Genomic DNA, 26,427 nt, shown 5'->3' on the forward strand with positions numbered 1-26,427 from the left:
GAGGACGACAACCGAGAATCCTCAGCTCACAAGGCATCTCGAAGATCGCCCCAAGCGTGCTGATCTGCGATCGCGGTGCCGACGAGGGGAGCGGATACCGCCACATCGGCGATTGCGGCCAAGAACGCAGCGCGAGGCCGCGCACGCCAGCCGCACGGCGAATCAGTGGCGGCCACTAGGCCGACCCTCTACGGAGCGAGCGACACCTCAGTCGGCTCCCCGATCTCGGCGAGGATGCGGTTCAAGTCCTGGATGGTGGCGAAGTCGATGACCATCTGGCCCTTACGTGCGCCCAGGGTGACCTTGACGCGCGTGTTCAACCGGTCGCCGAGGTGATCCGCGATCGACGAGAGGTGTCCGGAGTGCCCGCCCTGCTCCTCCACCACGGGACGCGTGGTCGTCCGCGGCGCCTTCATCTGCGCGGCGGCAGCCTCGGCGGCACGGACGGACAGGTCCTCGTTGACGATCTTGTCGGCCAGGCGGCGCATCATCTCGACGTCGTCGAGGGACAGAACCGCACGCGCGTGTCCTGCGGTCAGGACGCCGGCAGCGACGCGGGCCTGCACATCGGCCGGGAGCCGCAGGAGACGGAGCGTGTTCGAGATCTGCGGCCGCGAACGTCCGAGCCGCGTCGCCAGGGCCTCCTGGGTGATCCCGAAGTCGCTGAGGAGCTGCTGGTAGGCGGACGCCTCCTCGAGCGGGTTGAGGTCGGCGCGGTGCAGGTTCTCCAGCAGCGCGTCGCGGAGCATGTTCTCGTCGGCCGTGTCCTTGACGACCGCGGGGATGGTGGTCAGTCCCGCAGCCTTCGAGGCGCGGAACCGGCGCTCACCCATGACGAGCTCGTACTTCGCTCCGCCGCGAGCCGTCACGGGCCGGACGACGATCGGCTGCAGCACTCCGAACTCGCGGATGCTGTGGACGAGTTCCGCGAGGTCGTCCTCGTCGAACACCGACCGCGGCTGCGCCGTGTTGGGGGTGATGTCGGCGAGGGGGAGTCGCGCCAAGCGCGCTCCGGGGACCTCGAGGAGCTCCTCGGCACGGGCCGAATCGCCGACCTGATCAGGGAAGAAGACGTCGACAGGTCGGGAGCGCGACTCGTCGCTGGTCGGGATGAGCGAGCCGATCCCCCGGCCGAGTCCCGTGCGCTTGGTCGCCATCAGCGTGCCTCTCCTTCGTGTGACGTCTCGGGTGTCTTCCGCGCTCCGCGTCGTGCGATCTCCGCGGCCGCCTCCAGATACGCCAGCGAACCGGACGACTGCGGGTCGTAGCTGATCACGCTCTGTCCGTAGCTCGGCGCCTCCGAGATCCTCACGTTGCGCGGGATCACCGCGCGCAGCACCTCCTTCGGGAAGTGCTCTCGGACATCCGCTGCCACCTGCTGGGAGAGGTTCGTGCGGCCGTCGTACATCGTCAGGAGGATCGTCGAGACACCGAGGTTCGGATTGAGGTGCCGCTCGATAAGGTCGATGTTCTTGAGCAGCTGGCTGAGCCCCTCGAGGGCGTAGTACTCGCACTGGATCGGGATGAGCACCTCGCGAGCGGCGACGAACGCGTTGATCGTCAGCAGCCCGAGCGAAGGAGGGCAGTCGATGAAGACGTAGTCGAACGGCTCGTCCATGGTGTCGAGCATGCGGTCGAGCGCACGGCGGAGACGCTGTTCGCGTGCGACGAGCGAGACCAGCTCGATCTCGGCGCCGGCCAGGTGGATGGTCGCCGGCACACCGTAGAGCGAGGCGAACTCCGGGCTCTTCTGCACGACGTCCGCGAGGGGAGTGTCGTTGACGATCACGTCGTACACGCTGGCCGTCTCGGCGCGGTGCTCGATGCCCAGGGCCGTCGACGCGTTGCCCTGCGGATCGAGGTCGATGACGAGCACCTTCGCCTCACCGCGGGCGAGCCCGGCGGCGAGGTTGACGGTCGTCGTCGTCTTGCCGACGCCGCCCTTCTGGTTCGAGATCGTGATGACGCGCGTCGACTCGGGCTTGGGCAGCGGCTGCGCGTTCAGCAGTGCGCGCCGACGGGTCATGTCCGCGATCTCCCGGGCCAGGGGAGTCGAGGAATCGAAGCCTCCGGTCAGACCGGCGGAATCGGTTTGTTTCACGTGAAACCTTCGCTCAGCGAGTGGGACGGACATCAGCACCGAGGAGTCGACGGACGAGGAGTCGGGGGCTCACTGCGGCGTCGTGGCGATCAACCCACTGTAGCCCGGACGACCCTCGTCACCTCGGAGAGCACGCCGTCGCCGAGCACGACGACCTCGGGCGGGGAGAGCCGGAAACGACGGATCTGTTTGGCCGCCGCCTCGATCTCCTTCTCGGCGTTGATGCCCTTCAGCAGGACCAGCTCGCCTCCGGGCCGCAGCAGCGGCGCGGTCAGCGGGATCAGCTTCGAGAGGGCGCTGACCGCCCGAGCGGTCACCTGGTCGAGCGGCTCCGCGAGCTCCGCCTCTTCAGCACGGGCTCGAAGAACTGAGACATTCTCGAGTCCGAGTCCGTCCACCTGCTCCTGAAGCCAGACGACGCGACGCTCCATCGGCTCGATGAGCACGAAGCGGACGTCGGGCCGCACGATGGCCAGGACGAGCCCGGGAAGGCCCGCGCCACTGCCGACATCACCCACCAGTCCCGGACGCAGGAGAGGGGCCACCAGGGCGCTGTTGAGCATGTGCCGCGTCCAGAGCCGGGGGAGCTCCAGGGGCCCGATCAGGCCGCGCTCCTCACCCTGATCGGCGAGAGCCTCGGTGAAGCGCCGCAGGAGGGGCAGGCGGTCGCCGGCGATCGCCGCAGCGGCTGACGGCTCGGCCTCGAGGGTCGACTCCACGCCGCTCAGCCGCGGGTGATGACGGTGTGGCGCTCGCGCGCCTCGCCGCGCGACTCCGACACGAAGCCGCGCTCGCCCACCATGTCGTGGACCAGCTTGCGCTCGTACGACGACATGGGCGGGAGGGAGGCCGACGTCGCGCCGTCCTCGATCCGCTCGATCGCGCGGTCGACCAGCTGGGCCAGCTCCGCCTCGCGGGCGTCGCGGGAGCCGCCGATGTCGAGGATGAGGCGGGAGAACGCGCCGGTCTTCGTCTGGACCGCCAGTCGCGTCAGCTCCTGCAGCGCCTGGACGGCGTCGGGACGGGAGAGCACCCGGAGGTTCGTGTCGCCGGAGGCGGTGACCGAGAGGTAGGCGCGGCCGTTGCGGACCTCGATGTCGATGTCGCCGTCGAGATCGCAGATGTCGAGGAACTCCTCGATGTAGTCGGCGGCGACGTCGCCCTCGTCCTCGAGCTGAGAGAGCGTGGACTCGGGCGCCTCGTCGACGGCGGACGCGTCCACGTCCACGGGTGCGGACTCGTCGTCGGTGATGGTCTGCATCGGATCGGTCATGGCGGCTCTACTTCTTTCCGGCTTGCTTCTTGGAGCGGTTCTTGCTCACGGGCTGCGTGCGCTGCACGGCCTTCTTCTCGACGAGGGTGACGTCGCCGGCGGCCGTGGTCTCCTCGACCAGCTTGCCCTTGCGGCGCAGGCGCTCCTCGCGGGCCTTGGCGGCCTCGCTGCCCGGGGTCGGCATGTTCCGGATGACGATGAACTGCTGGATCATCGTCCAGATGTTCGAGGTCAGCCAGTAGAACATGACGCCGAGGGGGAACGCGAAGCCCGAGAAGGCGAAGACGAGGGGGAGGATGTAGAGCAGGATCCGCTGCTGCTTGAACGTCGGCGAGGCCTTCGCCTCGGGCGACATGTTCTTCGACACGATCTGCAGCTGCGTGATGAACTGCGACGCGGTCATCAGGACGACCATGATCACCGCGATGATGATGACCGGCTCCTGGCCGCCCTCGGCGAGTGCGCCCTGGATCGACTGGTGCAGCGGTGCGACGCCGAAGAGGTTCGCCTCGCCGAACTGGCGGGCGAGCGTCTCGTCGAGCGGGCCCACGCCCTTCTGGCTGTGCTGCGCCGCGTTCAGCACCGAGAACAGGCTGAAGAAGATCGGCATCTGGATCAGCAGGGGCAGGCAGGAGGCGAGCGGGTTGGTGCCCGTCTTCTTGTAGAGCTCCATGGTCTCGCGGGACATCGCCTCGCGGGACAGCTGGTCGCGCTTGCCCTTGTACTTGTCCTGGATCTTCTTGAGCTGGGGTGCGACCTCGAGCATCCGGCGCTGGCTCTTGATCTGCTTGACGAAGATCGGGATGAGCGCGGCGCGGATGACGATGACCAGGCCGACGATCGAGAGGACCCAGGTGATTCCCGCGGCCGCCTCCATGCCGGTGAAGGTCAGCAGCTGGTGGAAGGCGACGAGGAGCAGCTCGACCACCCACTTGAGGGGCCAGAGGATCGTGCCGAGGAGGTCCATGGAGTGGGGTCAGTCCTTTCGAGGGCCCACGACGAACCCGGCTCGCGTCACGGCGAAGCGGGTCCGGCCGGAAGCCGGTCGGTGCAGGGGGATCGAGGTCGGGACGTCGTCGATGCCGCCGGCCGCCCACGGGTGGCAGCGGAGCAGACGGCGGGCCGCGAGGACGGAGCCGAGGACGAGCCCGTGGAGCTGGACCGCCTGGAGCGCGTACGCGGAGCACGAGGGGTAGTAACGGCAGACGTCCCCGTAGAGAGGGGACACGACCGCCCGGTAGACGATCAGGAGCAGGACGCCGATGTTCCGCGGCAGCAGGAGGATCGCCCACCCGAGCCGGGCGAGCGGCGCCCCACGGCGGGGGAGCACTGCGGTCACGAGGACGCCCCGCTCTTCCGCGCGGCTCGCGCCATCGCGGACCACACCTCGGAGCGCAGCTCCGACCAGGGGGCGTCGGCGCTGCCGGGCAGCGCGCGGACGACGACCTGGGTGCCGGGGTCGATCTCGGGGACGAGCTCGAACGCCACGGCCTTGAGCCGGCGGCGGACGGTGTTGCGCGTCACCGCGGTGCCGACCGTCTTGGCGACGATGAACCCGAACCGCGCCGGATCGCCCGCAGAGGACCGGCGGACATACGTGACGGTGTGCGGTCCTGTGGACCGCACACCGCGACGGACGACTGTCCGGTACTCGCCTCCGTGGACGATGCGATTGGCTCTGGCCAGCACCGCTGGTCGGTACCGCTCGCTGCTAGGCGGAGAGCTCGGTGCGCCCCTTGGCGCGGCGCGCGCTGAGGATGCCGCGGCCGGCACGGGTGCGCATGCGCAGACGGAAGCCGTGCACCTTGGCGCGACGACGGTTGTTCGGCTGGAAGGTTCGCTTGCTCATAATCAGATCTCCACGTACGTGTTCCGCGGCGCGAACCGGCACCACCCGCTCGGGCGGAGACTCGGATCCTCCGGGAAGAAGGGGTGCCCGGCTGCGGAATCCGCTCGGCCTGCGAGGGCCGCACGGACGACACCGGGCAGGCGTCAACTGACTTAAACTACGGCCTGTTCCGCCACCGGTCAAATGTGGACGGCGCGAAACCTCGATCATGCACACGGGACACGGGGTTCCGCGCATTGACACGCGGGTGTCGCTGTGGTGGATTTGTCTCCCGTCGGCTCCGTTCGTTACGGTGTTGAGCCGCAGTTATCCACAGGTGGGATCCGCGTCCTCCCGCGCCCGCACAGGCATCGCTCGAGGCCGGTGGACAACCCTGTGGAGAGAGCGGCACTCGAGACCCGGCTCCGCGCCCGGTCCGCGACGCCCCTGCAGCGGGCGGCGACGGGTCCGGCGGAGACGGCGATCCCGCAGCGACTTCACAGCGACAGCACCCAGGACCGGAGACAGATGGCAGACGACACGTCGATGGTCGACGCGTGGAACGTGATCCTCCGCGCACTGTCACAGGACGAGCGGATCACCGCTCCCCTCTACGGGTTCGTCTCGCTCGTGGAGCCCAAGGGCATCATGGCGGGCACCTTCTACCTGGAGGTCCCGAACGAGTTCACCCGCGGGATGCTCGAGCAGCGCGTGCGCGTGCCCCTGCTCAGCGCGATCGGGACGCTCGACGACTCCTTCGGCGTCACGACGTTCGCCTTCGTGGTGAACCCCGACATCGAGCACGAGCCCCTCAGCTCCCCGTCGTCGCAGGAGTCGATGAACCCGTTCGAGCCGATCACCGCCTCCTCGGCGACGGTCGCGCCGACCCGCGGGGTCGAGGAGCTGCGGACCGTGCCGGCGACCGACACCCGGCTGAACCCGAAGTACAGCTTCGACAACTTCGTCATCGGAGGCTCCAACCGGTTCGCGCACGCCGCGGCCGTCGCCGTCGCCGAGGCTCCCGCCAAGGCCTACAACCCGCTCTTCGTCTACGGCGACTCCGGGCTCGGCAAGACGCACCTCCTCCACGCCATCGGCCACTACGCGATGAGCCTCTACCCGGGGATCCGCGTGCGGTACGTCTCGAGCGAGGAGTTCACGAACGACTTCATCAACTCGATCGCGAACAACCGGGGCAACGCCTTCCACGGCCGCTACCGCAACGTCGACATCCTCCTGATCGACGACATCCAGTTCCTGCAGGGGAAGGCGGAGACGCAGGAGGCGTTCTTCCACACCTTCAACCAGCTGCACGACCACAACAAGCAGGTCGTGATCACGTCCGATCTGCCGCCGAAGGCACTGACGGGCTTCGAGGACCGGATGCGCTCGCGCTTCGAGTGGGGCCTCATCACCGATGTGCAGGCTCCCGACCTCGAGACCCGCATCGCGATCCTCCGCAAGAAGGCGGTCAGCGAGAAGCTGCTCGTGCCCGACGACATCCTCGAGTTCATGGCGTCGAAGGTGTCGAGCAACATCCGCGAGCTCGAGGGGACGCTCATCCGCGTCACCGCGTTCGCGAGCCTGAACCGGACGCCGGTCGACATGTCGCTCGTGCAGACCGTGCTGAAGGACCTGATCACGCTCGACGAGGACAACGTCATCTCGCCGGTCGACATCATCAACCACACCGCGGACTACTTCAAGCTCACGGTCGACGACCTCTACGGCTCGTCGCGCTCGCAGGCCGTCGCCACCGCGCGCCAGATCGCCATGTACCTGTGCCGCGAGCTGACGAACCTCTCGCTGCCCAAGATCGGCCAGCTGTTCGGGAACCGCGACCACACCACGGTCATGTACGCGAACAAGAAGATCTCGGAGCTCATGAAGGAGCGCCGCAGCATCTACAACCAGGTCACCGAGCTGACCACCCGCATCAAGACGAACCGCTAGCCGGCAGTCGTACGGTCCCCGGGACCGCCTGTCGCGGGTGGCGTGCCCCGGGGTCCATCGGCGTCCGTGCGCGGTGGTCGGGTAGTCGCTCCCCTCTCCTCGTGTGAGGGGAGGGAGCGACGGGGATCGCGGCGCGAGTAGCAGGGCGTCGGTGTCGGCGCGCGTCGAGATCAGGCGAAGGCGCCGGCGAAGGTCTCGATACGCCGCACTGTGGCTACTTGACCAGCACGAACCGGACGTGCTCAGGGGGTCCGGGTGAGCGGCGGAGCGGCCGGCGCGCGATCGGACGGTGTCGATCCGCCGTGCGACGGCCCGGAGAGCAGCGCGGGGGAGAAGGAGCGCGCACTGTCTTCCGGGCCGCTCGGACGGCGGCAGCTGCCCTCGACGGTCTCCATCGTGACCGGAGAAGTCGTCGACGGACTCCTCGGACCTGCCGCACGCACCTCGGACACGCCGCCTCGCGCGCCTCGGAGGGCCGATTTCCACAGTGTGAGGAACCTGTGGATAACTGTGGACAACCGCCTCGGGACTGTGCGCCGGGAGAGCCCGCCTGTGGAGGGCGACCGGTCGGCTCGGATCCCTCCACAGCGCGTCCACGTGCCCGCTCACACTCCCTCCACAGGGGCGGGTCCCTCCGATCCCACCCAGGAGTAGGGGTCCGAAGCGTTTTCCACAGTTTCCACACGTGTTAACACTGTTAACGCAGTTCTCTCTTTAATGAAGCCTCGACCGGCAACCTCTCCACAGCGGCTCGGGAGTGCTCGGCGGTCCACCCCCTTCCGAGCTCGTCGAGCCCGGCGGGTACGATGGGCGACGGTCTTCGTCCGCGACTCGTCAGGGGTGTACTCGTGAGGTTCCAAGCCAACCGCGATGTCTTCAGCGAGGCGGTGTCCTTCGCGGTCAAGCTGCTTCCGCAGCGCACGACCCTGCCGATCCTCTCCGGAGTCCTCATCGAGGCGACCGCCGAGGGTCTGACGCTGTCCTCCTTCGACTACGAGGTGTCCGCGCAGACGCAGATCGCGGCCGACGTGGAGGAGACGGGGACCGTGCTCGTCTCGGGCCGTCTGCTCGCCGACATCGCGAACCGCCTCCCCAACGCTCCCGTGCGCATCGCCACGGAGGAGTCGCGCGTCTCGGTCTCGGCCGGCTCGGCGCACTTCACGCTCCTGCAGATGCCCGTGGAGGAGTACCCGAGCATCCCCGAGATCGACGCCTCCACCGGCCTCGTCCCGGCCGACGCCTTCGCAGCCGCCGTCTCGCAGGTGGCGGTCGCCGCCTCCCGCGACGACGTGACCCCCGTCATCACCGGCGTGCAGCTCGAGATCACCGAGAACACGATCGGCCTCGTCGCGACGGACCGCTACCGCGTCGCCGTCCGCGAGATCGACTGGGACAACGGGGACAACCCCGCGCCCACCCAGCCGCTCACCGCCCTCGTGCCCGCACGCACGCTGCAGGAGGTCGGCAAGACCTTCGGCCACTCCGGCACCGTCTCCGTCGCGATCACCAACCGCGACGAGCGCGAGCTGATCGCCTTCACCGCGGACCGCAAGACCGTCACCTCGCTGCTGATCAAGGGCAACTTCCCGCCCGTGAAGCGCCTCTTCCCCGCCTCCGTCGAGAACTACGCGGTCATGTCGACCAGCGACCTCATCGAGGCCACCCGCCGCGTCTCGCTCGTGCTCGAGCGCGAGGCGGCCCTCCGCTTCAGCTTCAGCAGCGACGGCCTCACCCTCGAGGCCATCGGCTCCGAGCAGGCGCAGGCGTCCGAGAGCATCGACGCGATCGTGACCGGCGACGACGTGGTCGTCTCGCTCAAGCCGCAGTTCCTGCTCGACGGCCTCGCCGCCGTCCACTCGGAGTTCGTGCGCATCGCGTTCACGAAGACCGAGAACCCCAACAAGCCCGGCCCCGTCCTGATCACCGCGCAGACCTCGCGGGAGCAGCCCGGCAGCGACAGCTACCGCTACCTGCTCCAGCCCAACCTGCTGCTGCGCTGACCACTCCCCGGATCGCAGAGCCGCGACCGCCCCGCTCCCGACGAGCGCCCGCCCGCCGGACAACGAATCCAGGAAGGTTCACCATGCACATCGGACTCGTCGGCCTCGGCAAGATGGGCGACAACATGCGCTCCCGCCTCCGCTCCAAGGGGCTCGAGGTCACCGGCTACGACCGCAATCCCGACGTCTCGGACGCGGCCTCTCTCGACGAGATGATCGCCGCACTCCCCTCGCCCCGCATCGTCTGGGTGATGGTGCCGGCCGGCGAGATCACCGACGCGGTCGTCAAGGACCTGTCGGAGAAGCTCAGCGAGGGCGACCTCGTCATCGACGGCGGCAACTCCCGCTTCACCGAGGACTTCAAGCACGACGCGCTGCTGAAGCCCAAGGGCATCCACTACATCGACGCGGGCGTCTCCGGCGGCGTCTGGGGACTCCAGAACGGCTACGGCCTGATGGTCGGCGGCCCGAAGGAGCTCGTCGAGTACGCCATGCCCGTCTTCGACGCGCTGCGCCCCGAGGGCCCCCGCGAGGAGGGCTTCGTCCACGTCGGCGAGGTCGGCGCCGGCCACTACGCGAAGATGGTCCACAACGGCATCGAGTACGCCCTGATGCAGGCGTTCGCCGAGGGCTACGAGCTGCTCGAGACCCGCAGCGACATCATCAAGGACGTCACCGGCACCTTCAAGGCCTGGCAGCGCGGCACGGTCGTGCGCTCCTGGCTGCTCGAGCTCCTCGTCCGCGCCCTCGAGCAGGACCCGGACTTCAAGAACATCGAGGGCTACGTGCAGGACTCGGGCGAGGGCCGCTGGACCATCGAGGAGGCCATCAACAACGCCGTCCCGGTGCCCACGATCAGCGCCTCGATCTTCGCCCGCTTCGTCTCCCGCCAGGAGGACTCCCCCGCGATGAAGGCCGTCGCAGCGCTCCGCAACCAGTTCGGCGGGCACTCCGTCAAGGCCGTCGACTGAGTCGGCTGGTGAGGACTGCCTCCGGCAGTCCTCACGGCGGTCGGCTTCCGGAGGGGGGCGCGTTCCGCAGGGCCGGTGACGGACGGTGGACTGCGGCCCGCCGCCCCCGTGAGGCAGGGATGCTCTCACGGAGGCGGCGGGCCTCCGGCCGCCTCCACCTTGCTACCGGCGTCGGGCGGCGAGCCTGCGGCCGCCTTCACGGGCGGGGACGGGGCGCCGCCGATCATGGTGAGCGAGTAGTGGCCCCGGAGGGGCGTATCGGGATCCGCGTCCCGGACGGTTCCGCCGCCGTGCCGGTCGAGTAGCCCGCAGGGGTGTGTCGAGACCGGGGGCGCAGGCCTGGCCGGCAGGGGGAGAGCGGACCGCAGGCGCCGGGGCGGGTGGACCGGCCGAGCGAGACGGGCGAGGAGCCCGCAGGGGTGCAGTGAAGGCCCGCGACGACGGGTGGAGGAGAGGAGCGCGACGTGCAGGTGACGCAGCTGGCGCTCAGCGACTTCCGGAACTACGAGTCGGTCGATGTCGAGCTCGTGCCCGGACCGAACCTCTTCGTCGGCCGCAACGGCCAGGGCAAGACGAACCTCGTCGAATCGCTCGGCTACCTCTCCACCCTGGGCTCGCACCGCGTGTCGAGCGACCAGGCGCTCATCCGCGCCGGCCGGGACAGCGCCGTGGTGCGCGCCCGCCTCCGCAACGGCGAGCGCGACCTGCTGGCCGAGGTGCAGATCAACCGCTCCTCCCCCAACCGCGCGCAGATCAACCGCGGCGGGATCAAGCCGCGCGAGCTCCCCCGCTTCTTCTCCAGCGTCCTCTTCGCGCCGGAGGACCTCCTCCTCATCCGCGGCGACCCGTCGGCCCGCCGCCGCTTCCTCGACCAGCTGGTGATCCTCCGCTCCCCGCGGATGAGCGCCGTCCAGGCCGACTACGAGCGGGTGCTGCGCCAGCGCAACTCGCTGCTCAAGTCCGCACGGGCGAGCGGCGTCCGCGACCCCTCGAAGCTCGGGACCCTCGACATCTGGGACGAGCGCCTGATCGCGCTCGGGACCGAGATCATGCAGTCGCGCCTCACCCTGGTGGAGGAGCTGAGCGGACCGGTGCGCGCCGCGTACGAGGCGGTCGCCGGTGCCGACCAGCGTCCGGTGCTCCGCTCCCGCCTGAGCATCGAGGGCGCGGTCGACGACGACGGCGAGCCCGTGGAGCAGCCGGGCGCCGCGTCACCGGCGGCGGGCGAGGGACTGGCGGAGGCGTTCGCGTCCGCCCTGGCCGGGGTGCGCCGCCGCGAGCTCGACCGGGGCGTCTCCCTCGTCGGCCCGCACCGCGACGACGTGCAGTTCGAGCTGAACGCGCTGCCGGCCAAGGGCTACGCCAGCCACGGCGAGAGCTGGTCGTTCGCGCTGGCGCTGAAGCTGGGCGCCGCGGAGCTGCTCCGGCGCGACTCCCCCATGGGCGATCCGGTGCTGATGCTCGACGACGTCTTCGCTGAGCTGGACGCGCGCCGGCGCGAGCGGCTCGCCTCGGTGGTCGCCGACTACGAGCAGGTCCTGATCACCGCGGCCGTCTTCGACGACGTCCCGGAGGCGCTGGCCGCGCACACCGTGCGGATCGAGGCCGGCCGGATCGTCGGCACGGGCGCCGCCGCCGCGCCGATCGCCGTGCCGGAGCCGACCGCACCCGACTCCGCCTCGTCCGATCCGGTGTCCTCCGACTCCCCTCCTCCCGGTTCCGAGTCCTCCCGCTCCTCTTCTCCCGATCCGGTCTCGGCCGATTCCCCTTCTCCTGGTGCCGTCTCCTCCGCCGCGGCCTCCTCCTCGGAGCCCGCGTCCCCAGCGCCGGCGTCCACGGATCCCGCGTCCCCGGAGCCGCCCGCGTCTACCGGCACCTCAAGGAGGTGTTCGGCGCCGACGGCCCGCGCCGCATCCGGAAGACCGTCGAGCGCGCCGAGCCCAAGGGCGACGCGATCCCGTTCGGCAAGGGCCGCGACCCGCACGACCTCGGCGACGTCCTCGACTCCCTCACCGTGAAGCTCGGCTGGACGGCGCCGCTGGCGCAGGGCGACCTGATGTCGTCGTGGACGGCGATCGCCGGCGAGGAGACCGCGAAGCACTCGACTCCGGTGGGCGTCGTCGACGGCGTGCTGACGGTCGCGTGCGAGTCCACGGCGTGGTCGACGCAGCTCCGGCTGATGCGGATCGAGATCATGAACCACATCGCCGTGAACTTCCCCGACGCGGGCATCGCGTCGATCCGTTTCCAGGGCCCGGACGTCCCGAACTGGAAAAAGGGTCCCAGGTCGATTCCAGGGCGTGGTCCGCGCGACACCTACGGCTGAGGACGCATTTTCGGTCGACCGCCGATCTTTCGCGCCTCAGATCGCCGTCCAGCGCTTCGGATCGACCCGGCACGCGGTAGAATGGAGGGCCGCCGAACCGCAGTGACGCCGCCGCGCGGGCGATCTCCAGATCACCGTGCGCGTCGCGACGGACCGTCAGAGGAGAACTCCACAGCTATGACTCACGAGCCGAACGACTCCACGTCACCCGCAGCGAACGACCTGGACGCGAACGGCTCAGCAGCCCCCTCCGCTCCGCACGAGAGCATGTCGACCAAGTCGTCCGGCGACTACGGCGCGAACCAGATCCAGGTCCTCGAGGGCCTCGAGGCGGTCCGCAAGCGCCCCGGCATGTACATCGGATCCACGGGTCCGCGCGGTCTGCACCACCTGGTCTACGAGATCGTCGACAACGCCGTCGACGAGGCGCTCGCGGGCTACTGCGACAACATCGAGATCCTGATGCGCGCCGACGGAGGCGTCACCGTCTCCGACAACGGCCGCGGCATCCCGGTCGACATGCACCCGACCGAGGGCATCTCCACGGTCGAGCTGGTCCTCACCGTGCTCCACGCCGGCGGCAAGTTCGGCGGAGGCGGCTACGCGGTCTCCGGTGGCCTGCACGGCGTCGGCTCCTCCGTGGTCAACGCGCTCTCGACGCGCCTCGACGTCGAGGTCAAGCGCCAGGGCGCCGTGTACCGGATGAGCTTCACCGACGGAGTGCCGGACGCCCCGCTCGAGAAGGGCGAGGCCAGCGACGAGACCGGCACGACGATCACCTTCTGGCCCAACGCCGGCATCTTCGAGACGGTCGAGTTCGACTACGAGACCCTGCGCGCGCGCTTCCAGCAGATGGCGTTCCTCAACAAGGGCCTGCGCATCGCGCTGACCGACCAGAACGAGGTCGAGTTCGAGGGGGAGGGCGAGAACGAGACCGAGGGCGACCGGACCGACGTCTTCCACTACGAGAAGGGCCTCGTCGACTACGTCGAGTACATCAACTCGCTGAAGAAGTCGGACCTCGTGCACTCCGAGATCATCGACTTCGAGTCCGAGGACACCGAGCGTCGCATCTCGCTCGAGGTCGCGATGCAGTGGACCACGGCCTACACCGAGAGCGTCCACACCTACGCGAACACCATCAACACCCACGAGGGCGGCACCCACGAGGAGGGCTTCCGCGCCGCGCTGACCACTCTGGTCAACCGCTACGCGCGCGCGAACAACCTGCTCAAGGAGAAGGACGAGAACCTCTCGGGCGACGACATCCGCGAGGGCCTCACCGCCGTCGTGTCGATCAAGCTCGGCGAGCCGCAGTTCGAGGGCCAGACCAAGACGAAGCTCGGCAACACCGAGGCGAAGGCGTTCGTGCAGCGCGTGGCCGGCGAGCAGCTGGCCGACTGGTTCGACCGCAACCCGAGCCAGGCCAAGGACATCATCCGCAAGGCGATCCAGGCGGCCTCGGCCCGCATGGCGGCGCGGAAGGCGCGCGAGACCGCCCGCCGCAAGGGCCTGCTCGAGGGCGGCGGCATGCCGGGCAAGCTCAAGGACTGCCAGTCCAAGGACCCGTCGATCTCCGAGATCTTCATCGTCGAGGGCGACTCGGCGGGCGGATCCGCGGTGCAGGGCCGCAACCCGGAGACGCAGGCGATCCTCCCCCTCCGCGGCAAGATCCTCAACGTCGAGAAGGCGCGGCTCGACCGCGCTCTCGGCAACAACGAGGTCCAGGCGATGATCACGGCGTTCGGCGCCGGCATCGGCGAGGACTTCAACCCCGACAAGGCGCGGTACCACAAGATCATCCTGATGGCCGACGCCGACGTCGACGGCCAGCACATCACGACGCTGCTGCTGACGCTCCTCTTCCGCTACATGCGCCCGCTGATCGACCTCGGCTACGTCTACCTCGCGCAGCCGCCGCTGTACCGCCTCAAGTGGTCGAACTCCCCGCACGAGTACGTCTACAGCGACCGCGAGCGCGACGCCCTGATCGCGCACGGCTCGGCGACCAACAAGCGCATGCCCAAGGAGAACGGCATCCAGCGCTACAAGGGCCTCGGCGAGATGGACTACAAGGAGCTGTGGGAGACCACGATGGACCCCGCCACGCGGACCCTCCTCCAGGTCACGCTCGACGACGCGGCCGCGGCCGACGAGATCTTCTCCACCCTCATGGGCGAGGACGTCGAGTCCCGCCGCTCCTTCATCCAGAAGAATGCGAAGGACGTGCGCTTCCTCGACATCTAGCTGTCGAGGAAACGGACGTCCTTCGAGAGGCGGCGGCCGGGCGGTCCAGTGGACCTCCCTCGCGACCATCTCGAACACGTGACGGCGGCCCTCGATGGGCCGCATCCTCGACCAGAACGCGACAGAGGCCCTCACCGGCCCGCACACCGACGACACACCTGACACCCAGCGCGACCGCCGCCCCCGCTCCTCCGGGGCACGGACCCACCTGAGAGACCAGAGACCATGGCAGAAGAACCCACCACCCCCACCGGCCCGGACGAGAGCGACGACATCGTCACCGAGACCGGTGTGGTGATCCACGGTCACGACAAGATCGAGCCGGTCGACCTGCAGCTCGAGATGCAGCGCTCCTACCTCGACTACGCGATGAGCGTCATCGTCGGGCGCGCCCTGCCGGAGGTGCGCGACGGCCTGAAGCCCGTGCACCGGCGCGTGATCTACGCCATGTACGACGGCGGCTACCGCCCCGACAAGGCGTTCTCGAAGTGCTCGCGCGTCGTCGGCGACGTGATGGGCCAGTTCCACCCGCACGGCGACTCCGCGATCTACGACGCGCTGGTCCGCCTGGTGCAGCCGTGGAGCCTCCGCTACCCGCTCGCGCTCGGTCAGGGAAACTTCGGCTCCCCCGGCAACGACGGCGCCGCCGCCCCCCGGTACACCGAGACCAAGATGGCGCCGCTCGCGCTCGAGATGGTCCGCGACATCGACAAGAACACCGTCGACTTCCAGGACAACTACGACGGCCGCACGCGCGAGCCGGCGATCCTGCCGGCCCGGTTCCCGAACCTGCTCGTCAACGGCTCCGTCGGCATCGCGGTCGGCATGGCGACCAACATCCCGCCGCACAACCTGCGCGAGGTCGCCGCCGGCGCCAAGTGGGCGCTCGAGAACCCGGACGCCACGCGCGAGGATCTCCTCGAGGCGCTGCTGCAGCGGATCAAGGGACCCGACTTCCCCACCGGTGCGCAGATCCTCGGCGTCCGCGGCATCCAGGACGCGTACCGCACCGGCCGCGGCTCGATCACGATGCGCGCCGTCGTCTCCATCGAGGAGATCCAGGGCCGCACCTGCCTCGTCGTCACCGAGCTGCCGTACCAGGTGAACCCGGACAACCTGGCGATCAAGATCGCCGAGCTGGTCAAGGACGGGCGCGTCTCGGGCATCGCCGACATCCGCGACGAGACCTCCGGTCGCACCGGCCAGCGCCTCGTCGTCGTCCTCAAGCGCGACGCCGTGGCGAAGGTGGTGCTGAACAACCTCTACAAGCACACCCCGCTGCAGGAGAACTTCGGCGCGAACATGCTCGCGATCGTCGACGGCATCCCGCGCACGCTCTCGCTCGACGGCTTCATCCGCGCGTGGGTCGACCACCAGGTCGAGGTCATCGTGCGCCGCACCCAGTACCTCCTCGACGAGGCGGAGGCGCGGATCCACATCCTGCGCGGCTACCTCAAGGCGCTCGACGCGCTCGACGAGGTCATCGCCCTCATCCGCCGCTCCCCCACCGTGGAGGAGGCGCGCGACGGTCTGATGGAGCTGCTCGACATCGACGAGGTGCAGTCCCGCGCCATCCTCGACATGCAGCTGCGCCGCCTCGCGGCCCTCGAGCGCCAGAAGATCATCGACGAGCACGACCGGATCCAGGCCGAGATCGAGGACTACAAGTCGATCCTCGCGAGCCCGGAGCGCCAGCGCACGATCATCTCGGACGAGCTCGACGAGATCGTCGACCGCTTCGGCGACGACCGCCGCACCGAGATCCTCTTCGGATTCGACGGCGACATGAGCGTCGAGGACCTGATCCCCGAGGAGGAGATGGTCGTCACCGTCACCCGAGGCGGTTACCTCAAGCGCACCCGGAGCGACTCCTACCGGGCCCAGCACCGCGGCGGCCGCGGCGTGCGCGGCGCGCAGCTGAAGGCCGACGACATCGTCGAGCACTTCTTCGTCACCACCACGCACCACTGGCTGCTGTTCTTCACGAACACCGGCCGCGTGTACCGCGCCAAGACCTACGAGCTGCAGGAGGCCGGCCGCGACGCCAAGGGCCAGCACATCGCGAACCTGCTCGCGCTCGAGCCGGGGGAGCAGATCGCGCAGATCCTCGACATCCGCGACTACGAGGTGGCCCGCTACCTCGTGCTCGCCACGCGCGACGGCCTCGTGAAGAAGACGGCCCTCTCGGAGTACGACACGAACCGCTCCGGCGGCATCATCGCGATCAAGCTGCGCGACGGCGACGAGCTCGTCTCGGCGCTCCTGGTCGAGGAGGACAGCGACGTGCTGCTGGTCTCCCGCAAGGGCATGTCGATCCGCTTCACCGCGTCCGACGAGGCGCTTCGTCCGATGGGCCGCTCGACCTCCGGAGTCCGCGGCATGTCGTTCCGCGGGGAGGACCGCCTCCTCGACGCCAACGTCGTCAGCGACGAGGGCTTCGTCTTCGTGGTCACCGAGGGCGGCTACGCCAAGCGCACCGCGGTCGACCAGTACCGCCTCCAGGGACGCGGCGGGCTGGGCATCAAGGTGGCCAAGCTCGAGGAGAAGCGCGGCGACCTCGTGGGCGCCATCATCACCGGAGAGGACGACGAGGTGCTCGTCGTGCTCGCCAGCGGCAAGGTGGTACGCTCTGCGGTGGCCGAGGTACCGGCCAAGGGTCGCGACACCATGGGAGTCGTCTTCGCACGATTCGCTGAGGACGACCGCATCATCGCACTCGCCAAGAACACCGAACGCAATCTCGACGCCCAGGACGAGGATCCCGACGCCGCGGCGCCGGCCGAGTCCGCCCCGGTGTCGGAGGAGGATGGGTCCGTAGATGAGTAGCACCGTCGCCGAGAAGCTCGCCAGGAAGTCCGCGAAGAGCCCGGCGGCGAAGCAGGTCCGCCTGAAGCTCGTCTACGTCGACTTCTGGTCGGCCGTGAAGCTCTCGTTCCTGCTGGGCCTGACGCTCGCGATCATCACGATCGTCGTCGTCTACCTGGTCTACACGGTCCTGGCCCAGACGGGAGTGTTCGACGAGGTCAACGGCCTCGTGCAGGACATCGCCGGCGCCGAGGCGTTCGACCTCAACACGATCATCTCGCTGCCGCAGGTCATGGGCTTCGCGATCGTCGTCGCGGTGCTGAACACCATCGTCACCACCGCGCTCGGCGCGATCGTGGCGCTGCTGTACAACCTCAGCGTCAAGATCACCGGCGGCCTCCTGGTGGGCTTCACCAACCAGTAGGGCGCACGGTCCGGCCGATTGGGATTCCTGCTCGATGTCGGGTAGAGTCTCCTCTGGCCATTCCGGGGGTATAGCTCAGGCGGTTAGAGCGCTTCACTGATAATGAAGAGGTCCCAGGTTCAAGTCCTGGTACCCCCACCCGGTCCGAACGGCCCGTCACCTCGCGGTGGCGGGCCGTTCGACTCTCGGAGACGGATCGCCCCGTCTCCGGCCCGGGGCCTTAGCTCAGTTGGTAGAGCGCCTGCTTTGCAAGCAGGATGTCAGGAGTTCGAATCTCCTAGGCTCCACACTTCCTCCCCGCTCGCGGGTGCTCCCCTCACAGGCCCTTCTGGTCTCCCGGCCCACGGCACTCCGGGTCCTCCGCCGTCGCGGGGTCACCGTGACGAGGTCTTCGGCGGCCTCTCCTGTCGCCGACCGCGGGGTCGTGCGATCGAGGTCGCCACTCGGACGGCCGAGCCGCCCGCTCAGCGGTCCACGCAGGCGAGGCCGAGGAACTGCTGGACCGAGAGGGTCTCGGACGTGCCGTCGCGGATGTCGCCGACGATGATCTCGCCGACGGAGAGCGTGTCGAACTGCTCGGCCGTGAAGACGACCGGGCGGGCGAGCACGGAGCGGTCGGTCGCGTAGGCGCCCAGCGCGAGGTCGACGCCGAGCGGGAACCGCTCGATCACCGTGTCGGCCGGCCAGACCGTGGATCCGGAGAGGTCGGTCGCGCCCAGCTGCGTGACCGGGGACGGGGAGACCCAGCGGGTGACCCTCCGCAGCCCGTCGCCGATGGTCAGGGGGGCGGAGTCGGAGGCGGCGAGGTCGAGGCCGTCGACGGACCCCGAGCACACGACGACGACCCCGAGGACCTCGCCTCGCTCGCCGCCCCGTCCGAGCCCGACCGCGGCCGTGGTCACCGGCTCCTCGGAGGCGCATCCCGAGAGCGCGAGGGCGCCGAGCAGAACGACGGTGCTCGCGAGCGCGGCACGACGGTGCATGGGTCCTCCCGCGGCCACCCTACGCGGGCAGGGCGAGGGCCAGAGCGGCGAGAGCCTGCGGAAGGGAGGGAGCGCCCTCCGCTCGGAAGACCACCTCTCCGGCCGTGTCCCGCACGACGACCGTGGGGGTCGAGCGGATGCCGGCGGCCTCGGCCTCGACGGGGTGGAAGGCCACGTCGCGCTCGCGGATCTCGGCGGCGGGGACGAGCTCCGCGGCGCGCTCCAGCACCGAGCGCGCGGCATGGCAGGCGCCGCAGAAGGCGGAGGTGTAGAGCTCGACGATCACGACGAAGGGAACACCGGGGCGCGGCCGGGGATTCCCGGCCACCGTCAGCGGAGGAGCCAGGCCTCGTTCATGGTGAGGGCCGCGTCGACGAGCTCGACGCGCTCCAGCTCCTCGACGTCGCTCAGGGGGAACCAGGCGGCGGCGTCCGTGGAGCCGTCCACCTCGTGCGTGAGCTCGCCGCCCACGATGCGGGCGCGGTACACGACGCGGATGGCGTGCAGGGGGCCGGCCTCGGGGTCGCTGCGGCGGTGCGCGGGGATCACGTGCGAGTCCACGCCGATGAGGGCCTCGAGCTCGGCACGGTAGCCCGTCTCCTCGAAGATCTCGCGGACCGCGGCGTCGGCGGGCGACTCGCCCTCGTCGATCCCGCCGCCCGGAAGCGTCCAGGCCGACCAGGGGCCCTGGCTCCAGTGCGCGAGCAGCATCCGCCCACCGTCGATGATCATGCCGTACGCGGCGACCCGGATGTCCACCGCAGAAGCCTAACCCGGGCATGCGAAGGAGCCGGACCCCCTGAGGGGCCCGGCTCCAGCGACGAGAACGTCAGGAAGCGGTCGAGGCGGCGTTCTGCGCGGCGCTCTGCGGCTCGTCCTCGGCGACCCACAGTTCGTCGTCGGCGCGGAACGTCTGCCAGACGGCGTAGCCGATGCCGCCGACGGCGACCAGCGCGGCGCCGATCGCGAAGACCGTGCCGACCTTGCTCTTCTTCTTCGGCGGAGTGGTGAGCTCCTCCCAGCGCGCCTTCGAGATCTCGGCGAGCTTCGCGCGGTTCTTCGAGTCCTTGGCGGCCTCGAAGGCGGCGGCGGCCGTGCCGCCCACAGCGGCGAAGGTCGGGACGACCTTGTGCTTGTAGGCGTTGCGTGCCGAGGAGTACGTGCCCTCGACGGCCGAGACGCCGTTGTCGTAGACCGGCTTGACGCGCGAGTCGTACGTGTCCTTGACGAAGGGGACGAGCTCCTTCTTGGCGTACTTCGACGCGTGGCGGCGGCTCTTCTCGAGCACGGAGGCCGCGTGCGCCAGCACCTCCTGCTGCTCGCCCCAGACCGCCTCGGCGTTCTTGCGAAGACGCTTGAGGTCCTTCTTGTGCTTACGTGACAGACCCATGTTGGTCCTCCATCGGCTACGAGCAGCGAACGCCTCAATACTGCCACTCATCGATCGGCGTCCGCATCGCGCACCCAGCGCATTGACACCGGGCGTTGCAGGGGCCTACAGACGCGCTGTGCGAGAATCCGAGCATGCCTTTGCACACCGCAGTCGCGACGTTCCACACCAACAAGGGCGACATCGTCGTCAACCTCTACGGGAACCACGCTCCCAAGACGGTCCGCAACTTCGTCGGTCTCGCGACCGGCGACATCGAGTGGACCCACCCCGCCACGGGTGCGAAGACCAAGGAGCCGCTCTACAACGGCACCGTCTTCCACCGCATCATCCCCGACTTCATGCTCCAGGGCGGCGACCCGCTCGGTCAGGGCATCGGCGGCCCGGGCTACCAGTTCGACGACGAGATCAACTCGGAGCTCGACTTCACCCAGCCCTACATCCTCGCGATGGCGAACGCCGGCAAGCAGGCGGGCCGCGGCACCAACGGCTCGCAGTTCTTCATCACCGTGGCGCCGACGACCTGGCTCCAGGGCAAGCACACCATCTTCGGCGCCGTCGCCGACGAGGAGTCGAAGAAGCTCGTGCAGTCGCTCTCGGCGGTCCCCACCGACGGCCGTGACAAGCCGCTCGAGGACGTCGTGATCGAGAGCGTCGAGATCACCGAGGTCTGATCGCCTCATCCACCACTCATTCGAGGGCCGGGTCCGTCAGGGCCCGGCCCTCGTTCTCCCCGGAGGCACGTCCGTGACCCAGGTCCCGCCGAGCAGCACCTACTCCTGCTACCGACACCCCGACCGGCAGAGCTTCGTGCGCTGCCAGCGGTGCGGCCGCACCATCTGCGGCGAGTGCCAGACTCCCGCTCCGGTCGGAGTGATCTGCCCGGACGACATGGCGCAGCAGCGCGCCACCGCGCCGCGCACCCGCGGTCCCCTCCTCTCCCGCGTGCGGGCCATGACCCGCGCCGACCAGCCGACGGTGACCTACGCGATCATCGCGCTCTGCATCGTGCTGTGGATCGTCGAGATCCTCCCCTTCGTCGGCGGGCCGGCGGTCAACGCGCTCCTGTACGCCCCCGCCTACACGCTCCCCGGCTTCGGCGCCGGCTTCGAGCCGTGGCGGATGCTCACCTCGGTGTTCCTCCACAGCACGTCGCTCTTCATCGTCATCCCGTTCCACCTGGTGCTGAACATGTACACGCTGTGGGTGTTCGGCATGGTGCTCGAGCGGATGCTGGGCCGCGGGCGGTACCTCACCCTCTTCCTCCTGAGCGGTTTCGCCGGGTCGGTGGGCGTCCTGCTCCTCGCGAACCCGCTGACCCCGGTGATCGGCGCCTCCGGTGCGATCTTCGGGCTGATGGGCGCGTACCTGGTGATCCTCCGGCACCTGGGCGGTCAGGCGTCGCAGCTGCTGGTGCTGGTCGGACTGAACCTCGTCATCGGCTTCCTGCCCGGGATGAACGTGGCGTGGCAGGCGCACGTCGGCGGTCTGGTGGCGGGCGCGCTCATCGGGCTGGTCTTCACGAAGACGCGGCAGCGCGCCCAGCGGCGCACGCAGAACCTCCTCGTCGGGCTCATCGGAGTCGGACTGGTCGCGATCACCGCCGGCGCCTACGTCCTCGGCTGATCCCTCCCCCTCCCGCAGCGGCGGGTCCGGCAGTGCCTCGCGCACTCCCGGGCCCGCCGCTTCGTCGTTTCCGCGGCGACCGTCTCCACCGCTGTCCACAGGTGCTCTCAACAGGTGGGGAGGAAGTTATCCACAGAGTTGTTAACACTGGGGAGAACGTCCCGGGTGTCCTCCTCGGGAGGACGATCCGGGGACGGCGGCGCGTCCGAGGACCGGCGGACTGGTGCGGATCCGGGCCCTCCTCGCCTGGAGCAGGCCAGCGCGGCGGGGACCGCGGAGTTCTCCACAGGAGATTCCACAGCTGGGGATAATTACAGCGGTGTAGTTCTCCGGCGGAAGGCCACCAGGGCCGTCGCCTCACGGTCGTCGTCGCGGTGCAGCGAGGTGGCGAACCCGGCCGCCTGGAACGCCGAGGCACTCGCCGCGGCCTGATCCGCGCCGACCTCGATCACGACGACGCCGTGGGGTGCGAGCCACGCCCCCGCCTCCTGAGCGATGCGGCGGTGCAGGGCGAGCCCGTCCGACCCGCCGTCGAGCGTGAGCATCGGCTCGTGCACCCGGGCCTCCGGCGGCATGAGCGCGATCGCCGCGGTGGGGACGTAGGGGGCGTTGACGACCACGACGTCGATCCGCCCGCGCTCACTCCGGGGGAGCGCGTCGAAGAGGTCGCCCTCGTGGACGTCGGCGCGGCCTGCGAGCGTGCGGCGCGCGCAGGCGACGGCGGCGGGAGAGAGGTCGGCCGCGAGTAGGCGGACGTCCGGCCGCTCCTCCGCGATCGACCGGGCGAGGGCGCCGGATCCGCAGCAGAGGTCGAGCACCACGGCGCCGCCCGGGAGGACCTCCAGGGCGCAGTCGACCAGCCACTCGGTGCGCACGCGGGGCACGAAGACGCCGGGTGCGACGGGGACGCGCAGGCCGCGGAAGGCGACCCAGCCGAGGATCTGCTCGAGGGGCTCGCCCGTCTCGCGGCGGCGGAGCAGCAGCTCGAGGTCGGAGGAGGAGTCGGCGGCCTCCTCGAGCAGGCCCGCCTCCTCCTCGGCGAAGACGCAGCCGGCGGTGCGCAGACGCTCCACCGACGACGAACGCCCCGTCGGCGGACCGGACGGGGCGTCGTTCACGACTGGGGGAGGCTCAGCGCCAGCGCGTCGTCATCAGGAAGCCGATGAACGCGATGCCGAAGCCGATCAGGATGTTGAGGTTGCCGAGATCGGGGATCGGCAGGGTGCCCTGGCTCACGTAGAAGACGATGATCCAGGCGAGTCCGAGCAGCATGAAGCCGAACATCACCGGCTTGAACCAGACCGGATTCGGTGCGTTCTCGCCGGTCCGGGCCTCGTCGCGCTCGGGCTTCGGGCTCTTCGTCGCTCGTGCCATGCTGACCACTGTACCGGGCGGAGGCTCCGGGCCGGGAGCGCCAGGGCTGCGCGGGTGCTGTGCGGACTCGCGCAGCGGCCGGTGCGGGCGCTCGAGTGATCCCATCGGGCCTCCTCAGGCGGCGATTCTGGAGGGCTCTCCACAGGTCCGGATCGTGCGCCACAGCCGGTCACGGCTCGCGCCTAGACTCGTCGCATGACCGCCCAGAACCCCGACGGGGCGGCTCTGCGGCCGCGAGCGAAGCGACGGAGGGCCCGCCCGGTCCGACGACTCTCGTTCTTCGGAGTCGTCGGTGAGCTCCTGATGACCGCCGGCGTCCTGGTCCTGCTCTTCCTGGCCTGGCAGCTCTGGTGGAACGACGCGGTGATCGCGGGCCGGCAGACGACGCAGGCCGCGGAGCTCCGCGAGACCTGGGGCGACTCCTCTCCGGCACCGCAGCCGACCGAGGCCGCCCCGGCGGAGCCGGTCGTCGCGTCGGTCGCCGCCCTCGACACCTCCTTCGGCAACCTCTACATCCCGCGCTACGGCGAGGGGTGGGTGCGCACGATCGCCGAGGGCATCGACGCCGAGAACGTGCTCGACGAGGGGAGCATCGGCCACTACCCCGGGACGCAGATGCCCGGCCAGGCCGGCAACTTCGCGCTCGCCGCGCACCGCAGCGCGTACGGCGGAGGCATGCACCTGATCGACGAGCTCCAGCTCGGCGACCCGATCTACATCGAGACGGCGGACGGCTGGTACACCTACCGCTTCCGCAATCTCGAGTACGTCCAGCCCTCCGACGTCCAGGTGATCGACCCGGTTCCGTGGACTCCGGACGCGGCTCCGACCGATCGCCTGATCACGCTGACGAGCTGCAACCCGCTCTACTCGACGGCCGAGCGGATCATCGCGTACGGCGTCTTCGACTCGTTCCAGCCTCGGTCCGCGGGCGCCCCCGCCGAGATCGCCGCCTCGCTGGCTCAGGAGGGCTGACCGTGTATGCAGCGCTGTGGCGGCTCCTGCCCGGGCCGTGGTGGGTCCGGCTCCTGATCGTCCTCGTCCTCGTCGCGGCGGTCCTGGTCGCGCTCGACGAGTGGGTGTTCCCCTGGGTGCAGTCGCTCGTGCTCGACCGGAACGTGACCGTCGGCTCGTGACCGCCGGCGCGGCCCCGCGGATCCTGGTCGTCGACCACCACGACAGCTTCGTCTTCACGCTCGTCTCGTATCTCCGCGAGCTCGGTGCCGAGGTCGACGTGGTCGAGGGCGACGACCTCGGGACGACGGCGCTCCTGGCTCGCGCGGAGGAGGCGGACGGGGTCCTGGTCTCTCCCGGGCCGGGCCGTCCTGAGGACGTCCCCGCGTCGACGGCGCTCGTGCAGCGGGCGGAGGCGACCGGGCGGCCGCTGCTCGGAGTCTGCCTCGGCCACCAGGTGCTCGCCCATGCTCTCGGCGCCCGCGTCACGGAGGCGCCGGAGCTGTTGCACGGCCGGACGTCCGCGGTCCTCCATGACGGAGATCCGCTCTTCGACGGCCTGCCCACCGGATTCGCCGCGATGCGGTACCACTCGCTCGCGGTCGACGGCGAGAGCCTTCCCGAGGAGCTGCGGGTGACGGCGCGGACACCGGAGGGAGTGGTCATGGCCGTCCGGCACCGGAGTGCTCCGCTCGTGGGCGTGCAGTTCCATCCGGAGTCGGTCCTCACCGAGGGCGGGCGGCGCCTTCTCGAGAACTGGCTGCGCGAGGTGACGTCGATCCGGTCGTCCGTATCGGCCGACGACACGCCCGGACTCTCGATCCCGGCTCGGTGAGGCGGAATTCGCCGGGCTTATCGGGCTCGTTATCGAGTCGAAAGCATTGAGAATGATCAGCGACCACCGTCCCCCGAACGGGGATGCCGCCCTGAGTGCGTTCTCACGTAGAAATCCGCCATCTGACGGCTAAATGACGGTGGGCGGAGGAGAAAGCCGAGACAGGGTATGAGCGTGACCTTGTCCACCCCCTTGCGCACCCCCCGATCAGGTGGCGGGATTTGACGGGCTCCCGGCGGAGGATGCGGCACCTTTTCCCTGCATAATCAGAGGGCGCCGACAGGGGGTCGGCGCCGCAGAAGAGAAGTCCGGGGGGACCTCATGGTCGCATCGATCTCCTGGGCTTTCTCGGGAATCCGAGAACTCGAGAATCTCGGACCGCGCATCGTCGTCAAACCCGGCACCGTTCCGAGCATCACCGGTTCGGGATTCGGCACCGCCGATCTGAGCGTCGTGCTGATGACGGTCTCGCCGTTGCGCGTCCTCCGCGGGACGTGGCCGGCCGACGACACCTCCTTCCTCACCTTCAGCTTCCTCATCGACGGCTTCGTGCGCATGGTCGCCCCGGACCGAACGGTGCTGCTGCGTCCGGGCTCGATCTCGTACCAGCAGGGGACGACGACGTTCACGACCGAGTCGACGACTCCGGCCACGATCCTCCACCTCTCGCTGCGCGCCGACGAGATGCGCCGCTACGGCTTCGACACGTCGGCCCCGGTCTACGCGCTCGATCCCGACGCCCGGTCCACCCGCGCCGCATACGCCTTCACGACCGCCTTCGCCCTCGCGGCGGAGTCCGGGACGGGGCTGCCCGGTGAGGGCGAGGTCACCGGCTTCGCCCACGTTGTCAAGCAGCTCCTCACCAGCGCGTTCCTCGCGGCGGCGAGCTCGCAGCCCGGCACCACGAGCGTCCGGGCCGCCACGCTCGGGCGCGCGCGCACGGTCATCGACCGGACGCACCGCACGCCACGCTGCACCCCGGAGGCGGTGGCCGACGCGGTCAACGTGTCCACCCGCTCCCTCCAGCGGCTCTTCGAGGACGCGGGCACCACCGTCGCGAGCGAGATCGAGCGCTCCCGGGTCGCCAGCGCCGTGGAGCTCCTGCGCCGCCGCCCGCGGGAGGTCCCGCTCGAGGCGATCGCCGCCGCGTCCGGATTCTCCTCGGCGGACCACCTCCGCCGTGCGCTCAAGCGCCGCGAGGGGCTCACCCCGAGCGACATCCGCGGCAGGATCGCGCGCCCCGCCGACGGATCGGCAGCCGGCGAGGTCGTGCGGCTCCAGCCCCCGCTCGCCGACGCGCGCCGGGCGTAGCCGTTCACCTCGGGGCCGTCGGCCTC

Annotated in this window: 27 protein-coding genes, 2 tRNA genes and 1 pseudogene; 16 read left to right on the forward strand and 14 right to left on the reverse strand. The window is 69.7% G+C overall.

All coding sequences use genetic code 11. The features are described from left to right. Nucleotides 1-188 precede the first annotated feature (188 nt). The 8 genes from C5C55_RS03955 to rpmH form a co-directional block, all read right to left on the reverse strand. Nucleotides 189-1,157, reverse strand: a complete 969-nt coding sequence (locus tag C5C55_RS03955; RefSeq protein WP_104222684.1) for a ParB/RepB/Spo0J family partition protein — start codon at nucleotides 1,155-1,157, stop codon at nucleotides 189-191. Beyond that, entirely contained in the window at nucleotides 1,157-2,026 is an 870-nt protein-coding gene (locus C5C55_RS03960) for a ParA family protein (protein WP_104222683.1), read from the reverse strand. The genes C5C55_RS03955 and C5C55_RS03960 overlap by 1 nt, the downstream gene beginning before the upstream one ends. A 164-nt stretch (nucleotides 2,027-2,190) precedes the next feature. After that, nucleotides 2,191-2,820 carry a 16S rRNA (guanine(527)-N(7))-methyltransferase RsmG gene (gene rsmG / locus C5C55_RS03965; protein ID WP_104232990.1) on the reverse strand — a complete coding sequence of 210 codons (630 nt, stop codon included), beginning with the start codon at nucleotides 2,818-2,820 and terminating at the stop codon, nucleotides 2,191-2,193. A 5-nt stretch (nucleotides 2,821-2,825) separates the two neighbouring features. Then, on the reverse strand, nucleotides 2,826-3,374 hold the full coding sequence (locus C5C55_RS03970) for a R3H domain-containing nucleic acid-binding protein (protein WP_258072486.1): 549 nt from the start codon (nucleotides 3,372-3,374) through the stop codon (nucleotides 2,826-2,828). A gap of 7 nt (nucleotides 3,375-3,381) precedes the next feature. After that, nucleotides 3,382-4,341: a membrane protein insertase YidC gene (yidC, locus tag C5C55_RS03975; protein WP_104222681.1), complete on the reverse strand. Its 960-nt coding sequence runs from the start codon at nucleotides 4,339-4,341 to the stop codon at nucleotides 3,382-3,384. A 9-nt stretch (nucleotides 4,342-4,350) separates the two neighbouring features. Continuing rightward, nucleotides 4,351-4,704: a membrane protein insertion efficiency factor YidD gene (gene yidD / locus C5C55_RS03980; RefSeq protein WP_258072495.1), complete on the reverse strand. Its 354-nt coding sequence runs from the start codon at nucleotides 4,702-4,704 to the stop codon at nucleotides 4,351-4,353. Nucleotides 4,705-4,709: 5 nt separating this feature from the next. Beyond that, nucleotides 4,710-5,063 (reverse strand): ribonuclease P protein component, encoded by a 354-nt coding sequence (rnpA, locus tag C5C55_RS03985; RefSeq protein WP_104222680.1) that lies wholly within the window; start codon nucleotides 5,061-5,063, stop codon nucleotides 4,710-4,712. 22 nt (nucleotides 5,064-5,085) lie between these two features. Further along, the gene (rpmH, locus tag C5C55_RS03990; protein ID WP_055784512.1) at nucleotides 5,086-5,223 is read right to left on the reverse strand and encodes a 50S ribosomal protein L34; all 138 of its coding nucleotides are present in this window, start codon (nucleotides 5,221-5,223) and stop codon (nucleotides 5,086-5,088) included. A gap of 525 nt (nucleotides 5,224-5,748) precedes the next feature. Between rpmH and dnaA the strand changes: the two genes are divergently transcribed. The 10 genes and pseudogenes from dnaA (at nucleotide 5,749) to C5C55_RS04040 (ending at nucleotide 18,215) form a co-directional block, all read left to right on the forward strand. Further along, nucleotides 5,749-7,155 carry a chromosomal replication initiator protein DnaA gene (gene dnaA, locus C5C55_RS03995; protein WP_374954230.1) on the forward strand — a complete coding sequence of 469 codons (1,407 nt, stop codon included), beginning with the start codon at nucleotides 5,749-5,751 and terminating at the stop codon, nucleotides 7,153-7,155. An 848-nt stretch (nucleotides 7,156-8,003) separates the two neighbouring features. Then, on the forward strand, nucleotides 8,004-9,155 hold the full coding sequence (dnaN, locus tag C5C55_RS04000; RefSeq protein ID WP_104232992.1) for a DNA polymerase III subunit beta: 1,152 nt from the start codon (nucleotides 8,004-8,006) through the stop codon (nucleotides 9,153-9,155). Between the two features lie 83 nt (nucleotides 9,156-9,238). Next, entirely contained in the window at nucleotides 9,239-10,126 is an 888-nt protein-coding gene (gnd, locus tag C5C55_RS04005) for a phosphogluconate dehydrogenase (NAD(+)-dependent, decarboxylating) (protein ID WP_104222677.1), read from the forward strand. Between the two features lie 464 nt (nucleotides 10,127-10,590). Next, nucleotides 10,591-11,751: pseudogene (gene recF / locus C5C55_RS04010) on the forward strand (DNA replication/repair protein RecF); the annotation flags it as partial. 389 nt (nucleotides 11,752-12,140) lie between these two features. Then, entirely contained in the window at nucleotides 12,141-12,452 is a 312-nt protein-coding gene (locus C5C55_RS04015; protein WP_258059326.1) for a DUF721 domain-containing protein, read from the forward strand. A gap of 267 nt (nucleotides 12,453-12,719) precedes the next feature. Next, entirely contained in the window at nucleotides 12,720-14,699 is a 1,980-nt protein-coding gene (gene gyrB / locus C5C55_RS04020; protein WP_208543372.1) for a DNA topoisomerase (ATP-hydrolyzing) subunit B, read from the forward strand. Nucleotides 14,700-14,924: 225 nt separating this feature from the next. Then, nucleotides 14,925-17,525: a DNA gyrase subunit A gene (gyrA, locus tag C5C55_RS04025; protein WP_104232993.1), complete on the forward strand. Its 2,601-nt coding sequence runs from the start codon at nucleotides 14,925-14,927 to the stop codon at nucleotides 17,523-17,525. After that, nucleotides 17,518-17,928, forward strand: a complete 411-nt coding sequence (locus tag C5C55_RS04030; RefSeq protein ID WP_104222673.1) for a DUF3566 domain-containing protein — start codon at nucleotides 17,518-17,520, stop codon at nucleotides 17,926-17,928. Before gyrA ends, C5C55_RS04030 begins: the two co-directional genes overlap by 8 nt. A 64-nt stretch (nucleotides 17,929-17,992) precedes the next feature. Beyond that, nucleotides 17,993-18,066: transfer RNA gene (locus tag C5C55_RS04035), tRNA-Ile, on the forward strand. Between the two features lie 76 nt (nucleotides 18,067-18,142). After that, a tRNA-Ala gene (locus C5C55_RS04040) sits at nucleotides 18,143-18,215 on the forward strand. A 177-nt stretch (nucleotides 18,216-18,392) separates the two neighbouring features. On the opposite strand, the gene C5C55_RS04045 is transcribed toward C5C55_RS04040, so the two are convergent. From C5C55_RS04045 to C5C55_RS04060, 4 genes are all read right to left on the reverse strand, one after another. Next, nucleotides 18,393-18,911 carry a hypothetical protein gene (locus C5C55_RS04045; RefSeq protein WP_104222672.1) on the reverse strand — a complete coding sequence of 173 codons (519 nt, stop codon included), beginning with the start codon at nucleotides 18,909-18,911 and terminating at the stop codon, nucleotides 18,393-18,395. A gap of 19 nt (nucleotides 18,912-18,930) precedes the next feature. Further along, on the reverse strand, nucleotides 18,931-19,239 hold the full coding sequence (locus C5C55_RS04050) for a thioredoxin family protein (RefSeq protein WP_258072487.1): 309 nt from the start codon (nucleotides 19,237-19,239) through the stop codon (nucleotides 18,931-18,933). A 2-nt stretch (nucleotides 19,240-19,241) separates the two neighbouring features. Then, nucleotides 19,242-19,670, reverse strand: a complete 429-nt coding sequence (locus tag C5C55_RS04055) for an NUDIX hydrolase (RefSeq protein WP_104232994.1) — start codon at nucleotides 19,668-19,670, stop codon at nucleotides 19,242-19,244. A 70-nt stretch (nucleotides 19,671-19,740) separates the two neighbouring features. Further along, nucleotides 19,741-20,301, reverse strand: coding sequence for a hypothetical protein (locus C5C55_RS04060; protein ID WP_104232995.1), 561 nt, complete (start codon nucleotides 20,299-20,301; stop codon nucleotides 19,741-19,743). Nucleotides 20,302-20,435: 134 nt separating this feature from the next. On the opposite strand from C5C55_RS04060, the gene C5C55_RS04065 reads away from it, so the two are divergent. Together C5C55_RS04065 and C5C55_RS04070 are read left to right on the forward strand one after the other, a co-directional pair. Beyond that, on the forward strand, nucleotides 20,436-20,975 hold the full coding sequence (locus C5C55_RS04065) for a peptidylprolyl isomerase (protein ID WP_104222669.1): 540 nt from the start codon (nucleotides 20,436-20,438) through the stop codon (nucleotides 20,973-20,975). Nucleotides 20,976-21,048: 73 nt separating this feature from the next. After that, nucleotides 21,049-21,927 (forward strand): rhomboid family intramembrane serine protease, encoded by an 879-nt coding sequence (locus C5C55_RS04070; RefSeq protein ID WP_104222668.1) that lies wholly within the window; start codon nucleotides 21,049-21,051, stop codon nucleotides 21,925-21,927. A 311-nt stretch (nucleotides 21,928-22,238) separates the two neighbouring features. Here the strand turns inward: C5C55_RS04070 and C5C55_RS04075 are convergent, their stop codons facing one another. Continuing rightward, nucleotides 22,239-23,000, reverse strand: a complete 762-nt coding sequence (locus tag C5C55_RS04075; protein WP_104232996.1) for a putative protein N(5)-glutamine methyltransferase — start codon at nucleotides 22,998-23,000, stop codon at nucleotides 22,239-22,241. A gap of 58 nt (nucleotides 23,001-23,058) precedes the next feature. Next, nucleotides 23,059-23,301: a cell division protein CrgA gene (locus C5C55_RS04080; RefSeq protein WP_104222667.1), complete on the reverse strand. Its 243-nt coding sequence runs from the start codon at nucleotides 23,299-23,301 to the stop codon at nucleotides 23,059-23,061. 195 nt (nucleotides 23,302-23,496) lie between these two features. Between C5C55_RS04080 and C5C55_RS04085 the strand changes: the two genes are divergently transcribed. The 4 genes from C5C55_RS04085 to C5C55_RS04095 all read left to right on the forward strand — a co-directional run bounded on the left by C5C55_RS04085 (nucleotide 23,497) and on the right by C5C55_RS04095 (nucleotide 26,401). Beyond that, complete coding sequence (locus C5C55_RS04085) at nucleotides 23,497-24,276, forward strand: class E sortase (RefSeq protein WP_104232997.1); 780 nt, start codon at nucleotides 23,497-23,499, stop codon at nucleotides 24,274-24,276. A gap of 2 nt (nucleotides 24,277-24,278) precedes the next feature. Further along, a complete protein-coding gene (locus tag C5C55_RS16470) occupies nucleotides 24,279-24,437 on the forward strand; it encodes a hypothetical protein (RefSeq protein WP_167299010.1) in 159 nt (52 codons plus the stop codon). Continuing rightward, entirely contained in the window at nucleotides 24,434-25,090 is a 657-nt protein-coding gene (locus C5C55_RS04090) for an aminodeoxychorismate/anthranilate synthase component II (protein WP_104232998.1), read from the forward strand. The genes C5C55_RS16470 and C5C55_RS04090 overlap by 4 nt, the downstream gene beginning before the upstream one ends. Before the next feature lie 321 nt (nucleotides 25,091-25,411). Beyond that, entirely contained in the window at nucleotides 25,412-26,401 is a 990-nt protein-coding gene (locus C5C55_RS04095) for a helix-turn-helix domain-containing protein (protein ID WP_104222664.1), read from the forward strand. Nucleotides 26,402-26,427: the final 26 nt, after the last annotated feature.

This window comes from Rathayibacter sp. AY1C2 (genome assembly GCF_002931195.1).
GTDB lineage: Bacteria > Actinomycetota > Actinomycetes > Actinomycetales > Microbacteriaceae > Rathayibacter.

What these genes read in the sequence shown, in the direction of transcription:
- C5C55_RS03955 (WP_104222684.1), bottom strand. Translation starts at nt 1,157, where the DNA reads ATGGCGACCAAGCGCACGGGACTCGGCCGGGGGATCGGCTCGCTCATC.
- C5C55_RS03960 (WP_104222683.1), bottom strand. Translation starts at nt 2,026, where the DNA reads ATGACCCGTCGGCGCGCACTGCTGAACGCGCAGCCGCTGCCCAAGCCC.
- C5C55_RS03970 (WP_258072486.1), bottom strand. Translation starts at nt 3,374, where the DNA reads ATGACCGATCCGATGCAGACCATCACCGACGACGAGTCCGCACCCGTG.
- yidC (WP_104222681.1), bottom strand. Translation starts at nt 4,341, where the DNA reads ATGGACCTCCTCGGCACGATCCTCTGGCCCCTCAAGTGGGTGGTCGAG.
- rpmH (WP_055784512.1), bottom strand. Translation starts at nt 5,223, where the DNA reads ATGAGCAAGCGAACCTTCCAGCCGAACAACCGTCGTCGCGCCAAGGTG.
- dnaA (WP_374954230.1), top strand. Translation starts at nt 5,749, where the DNA reads ATGGTCGACGCGTGGAACGTGATCCTCCGCGCACTGTCACAGGACGAG.
- gnd (WP_104222677.1), top strand. Translation starts at nt 9,239, where the DNA reads ATGCACATCGGACTCGTCGGCCTCGGCAAGATGGGCGACAACATGCGC.
- gyrB (WP_208543372.1), top strand. Translation starts at nt 12,720, where the DNA reads ATGTCGACCAAGTCGTCCGGCGACTACGGCGCGAACCAGATCCAGGTC.
- gyrA (WP_104232993.1), top strand. Translation starts at nt 14,925, where the DNA reads ATGGCAGAAGAACCCACCACCCCCACCGGCCCGGACGAGAGCGACGAC.
- C5C55_RS04030 (WP_104222673.1), top strand. Translation starts at nt 17,518, where the DNA reads ATGAGTAGCACCGTCGCCGAGAAGCTCGCCAGGAAGTCCGCGAAGAGC.
- C5C55_RS04045 (WP_104222672.1), bottom strand. Translation starts at nt 18,911, where the DNA reads ATGCACCGTCGTGCCGCGCTCGCGAGCACCGTCGTTCTGCTCGGCGCC.
- C5C55_RS04060 (WP_104232995.1), bottom strand. Translation starts at nt 20,301, where the DNA reads ATGGGTCTGTCACGTAAGCACAAGAAGGACCTCAAGCGTCTTCGCAAG.
- C5C55_RS04065 (WP_104222669.1), top strand. Translation starts at nt 20,436, where the DNA reads ATGCCTTTGCACACCGCAGTCGCGACGTTCCACACCAACAAGGGCGAC.
- C5C55_RS04080 (WP_104222667.1), bottom strand. Translation starts at nt 23,301, where the DNA reads ATGGCACGAGCGACGAAGAGCCCGAAGCCCGAGCGCGACGAGGCCCGG.
- C5C55_RS04085 (WP_104232997.1), top strand. Translation starts at nt 23,497, where the DNA reads ATGACCGCCCAGAACCCCGACGGGGCGGCTCTGCGGCCGCGAGCGAAG.
- C5C55_RS04095 (WP_104222664.1), top strand. Translation starts at nt 25,412, where the DNA reads ATGGTCGCATCGATCTCCTGGGCTTTCTCGGGAATCCGAGAACTCGAG.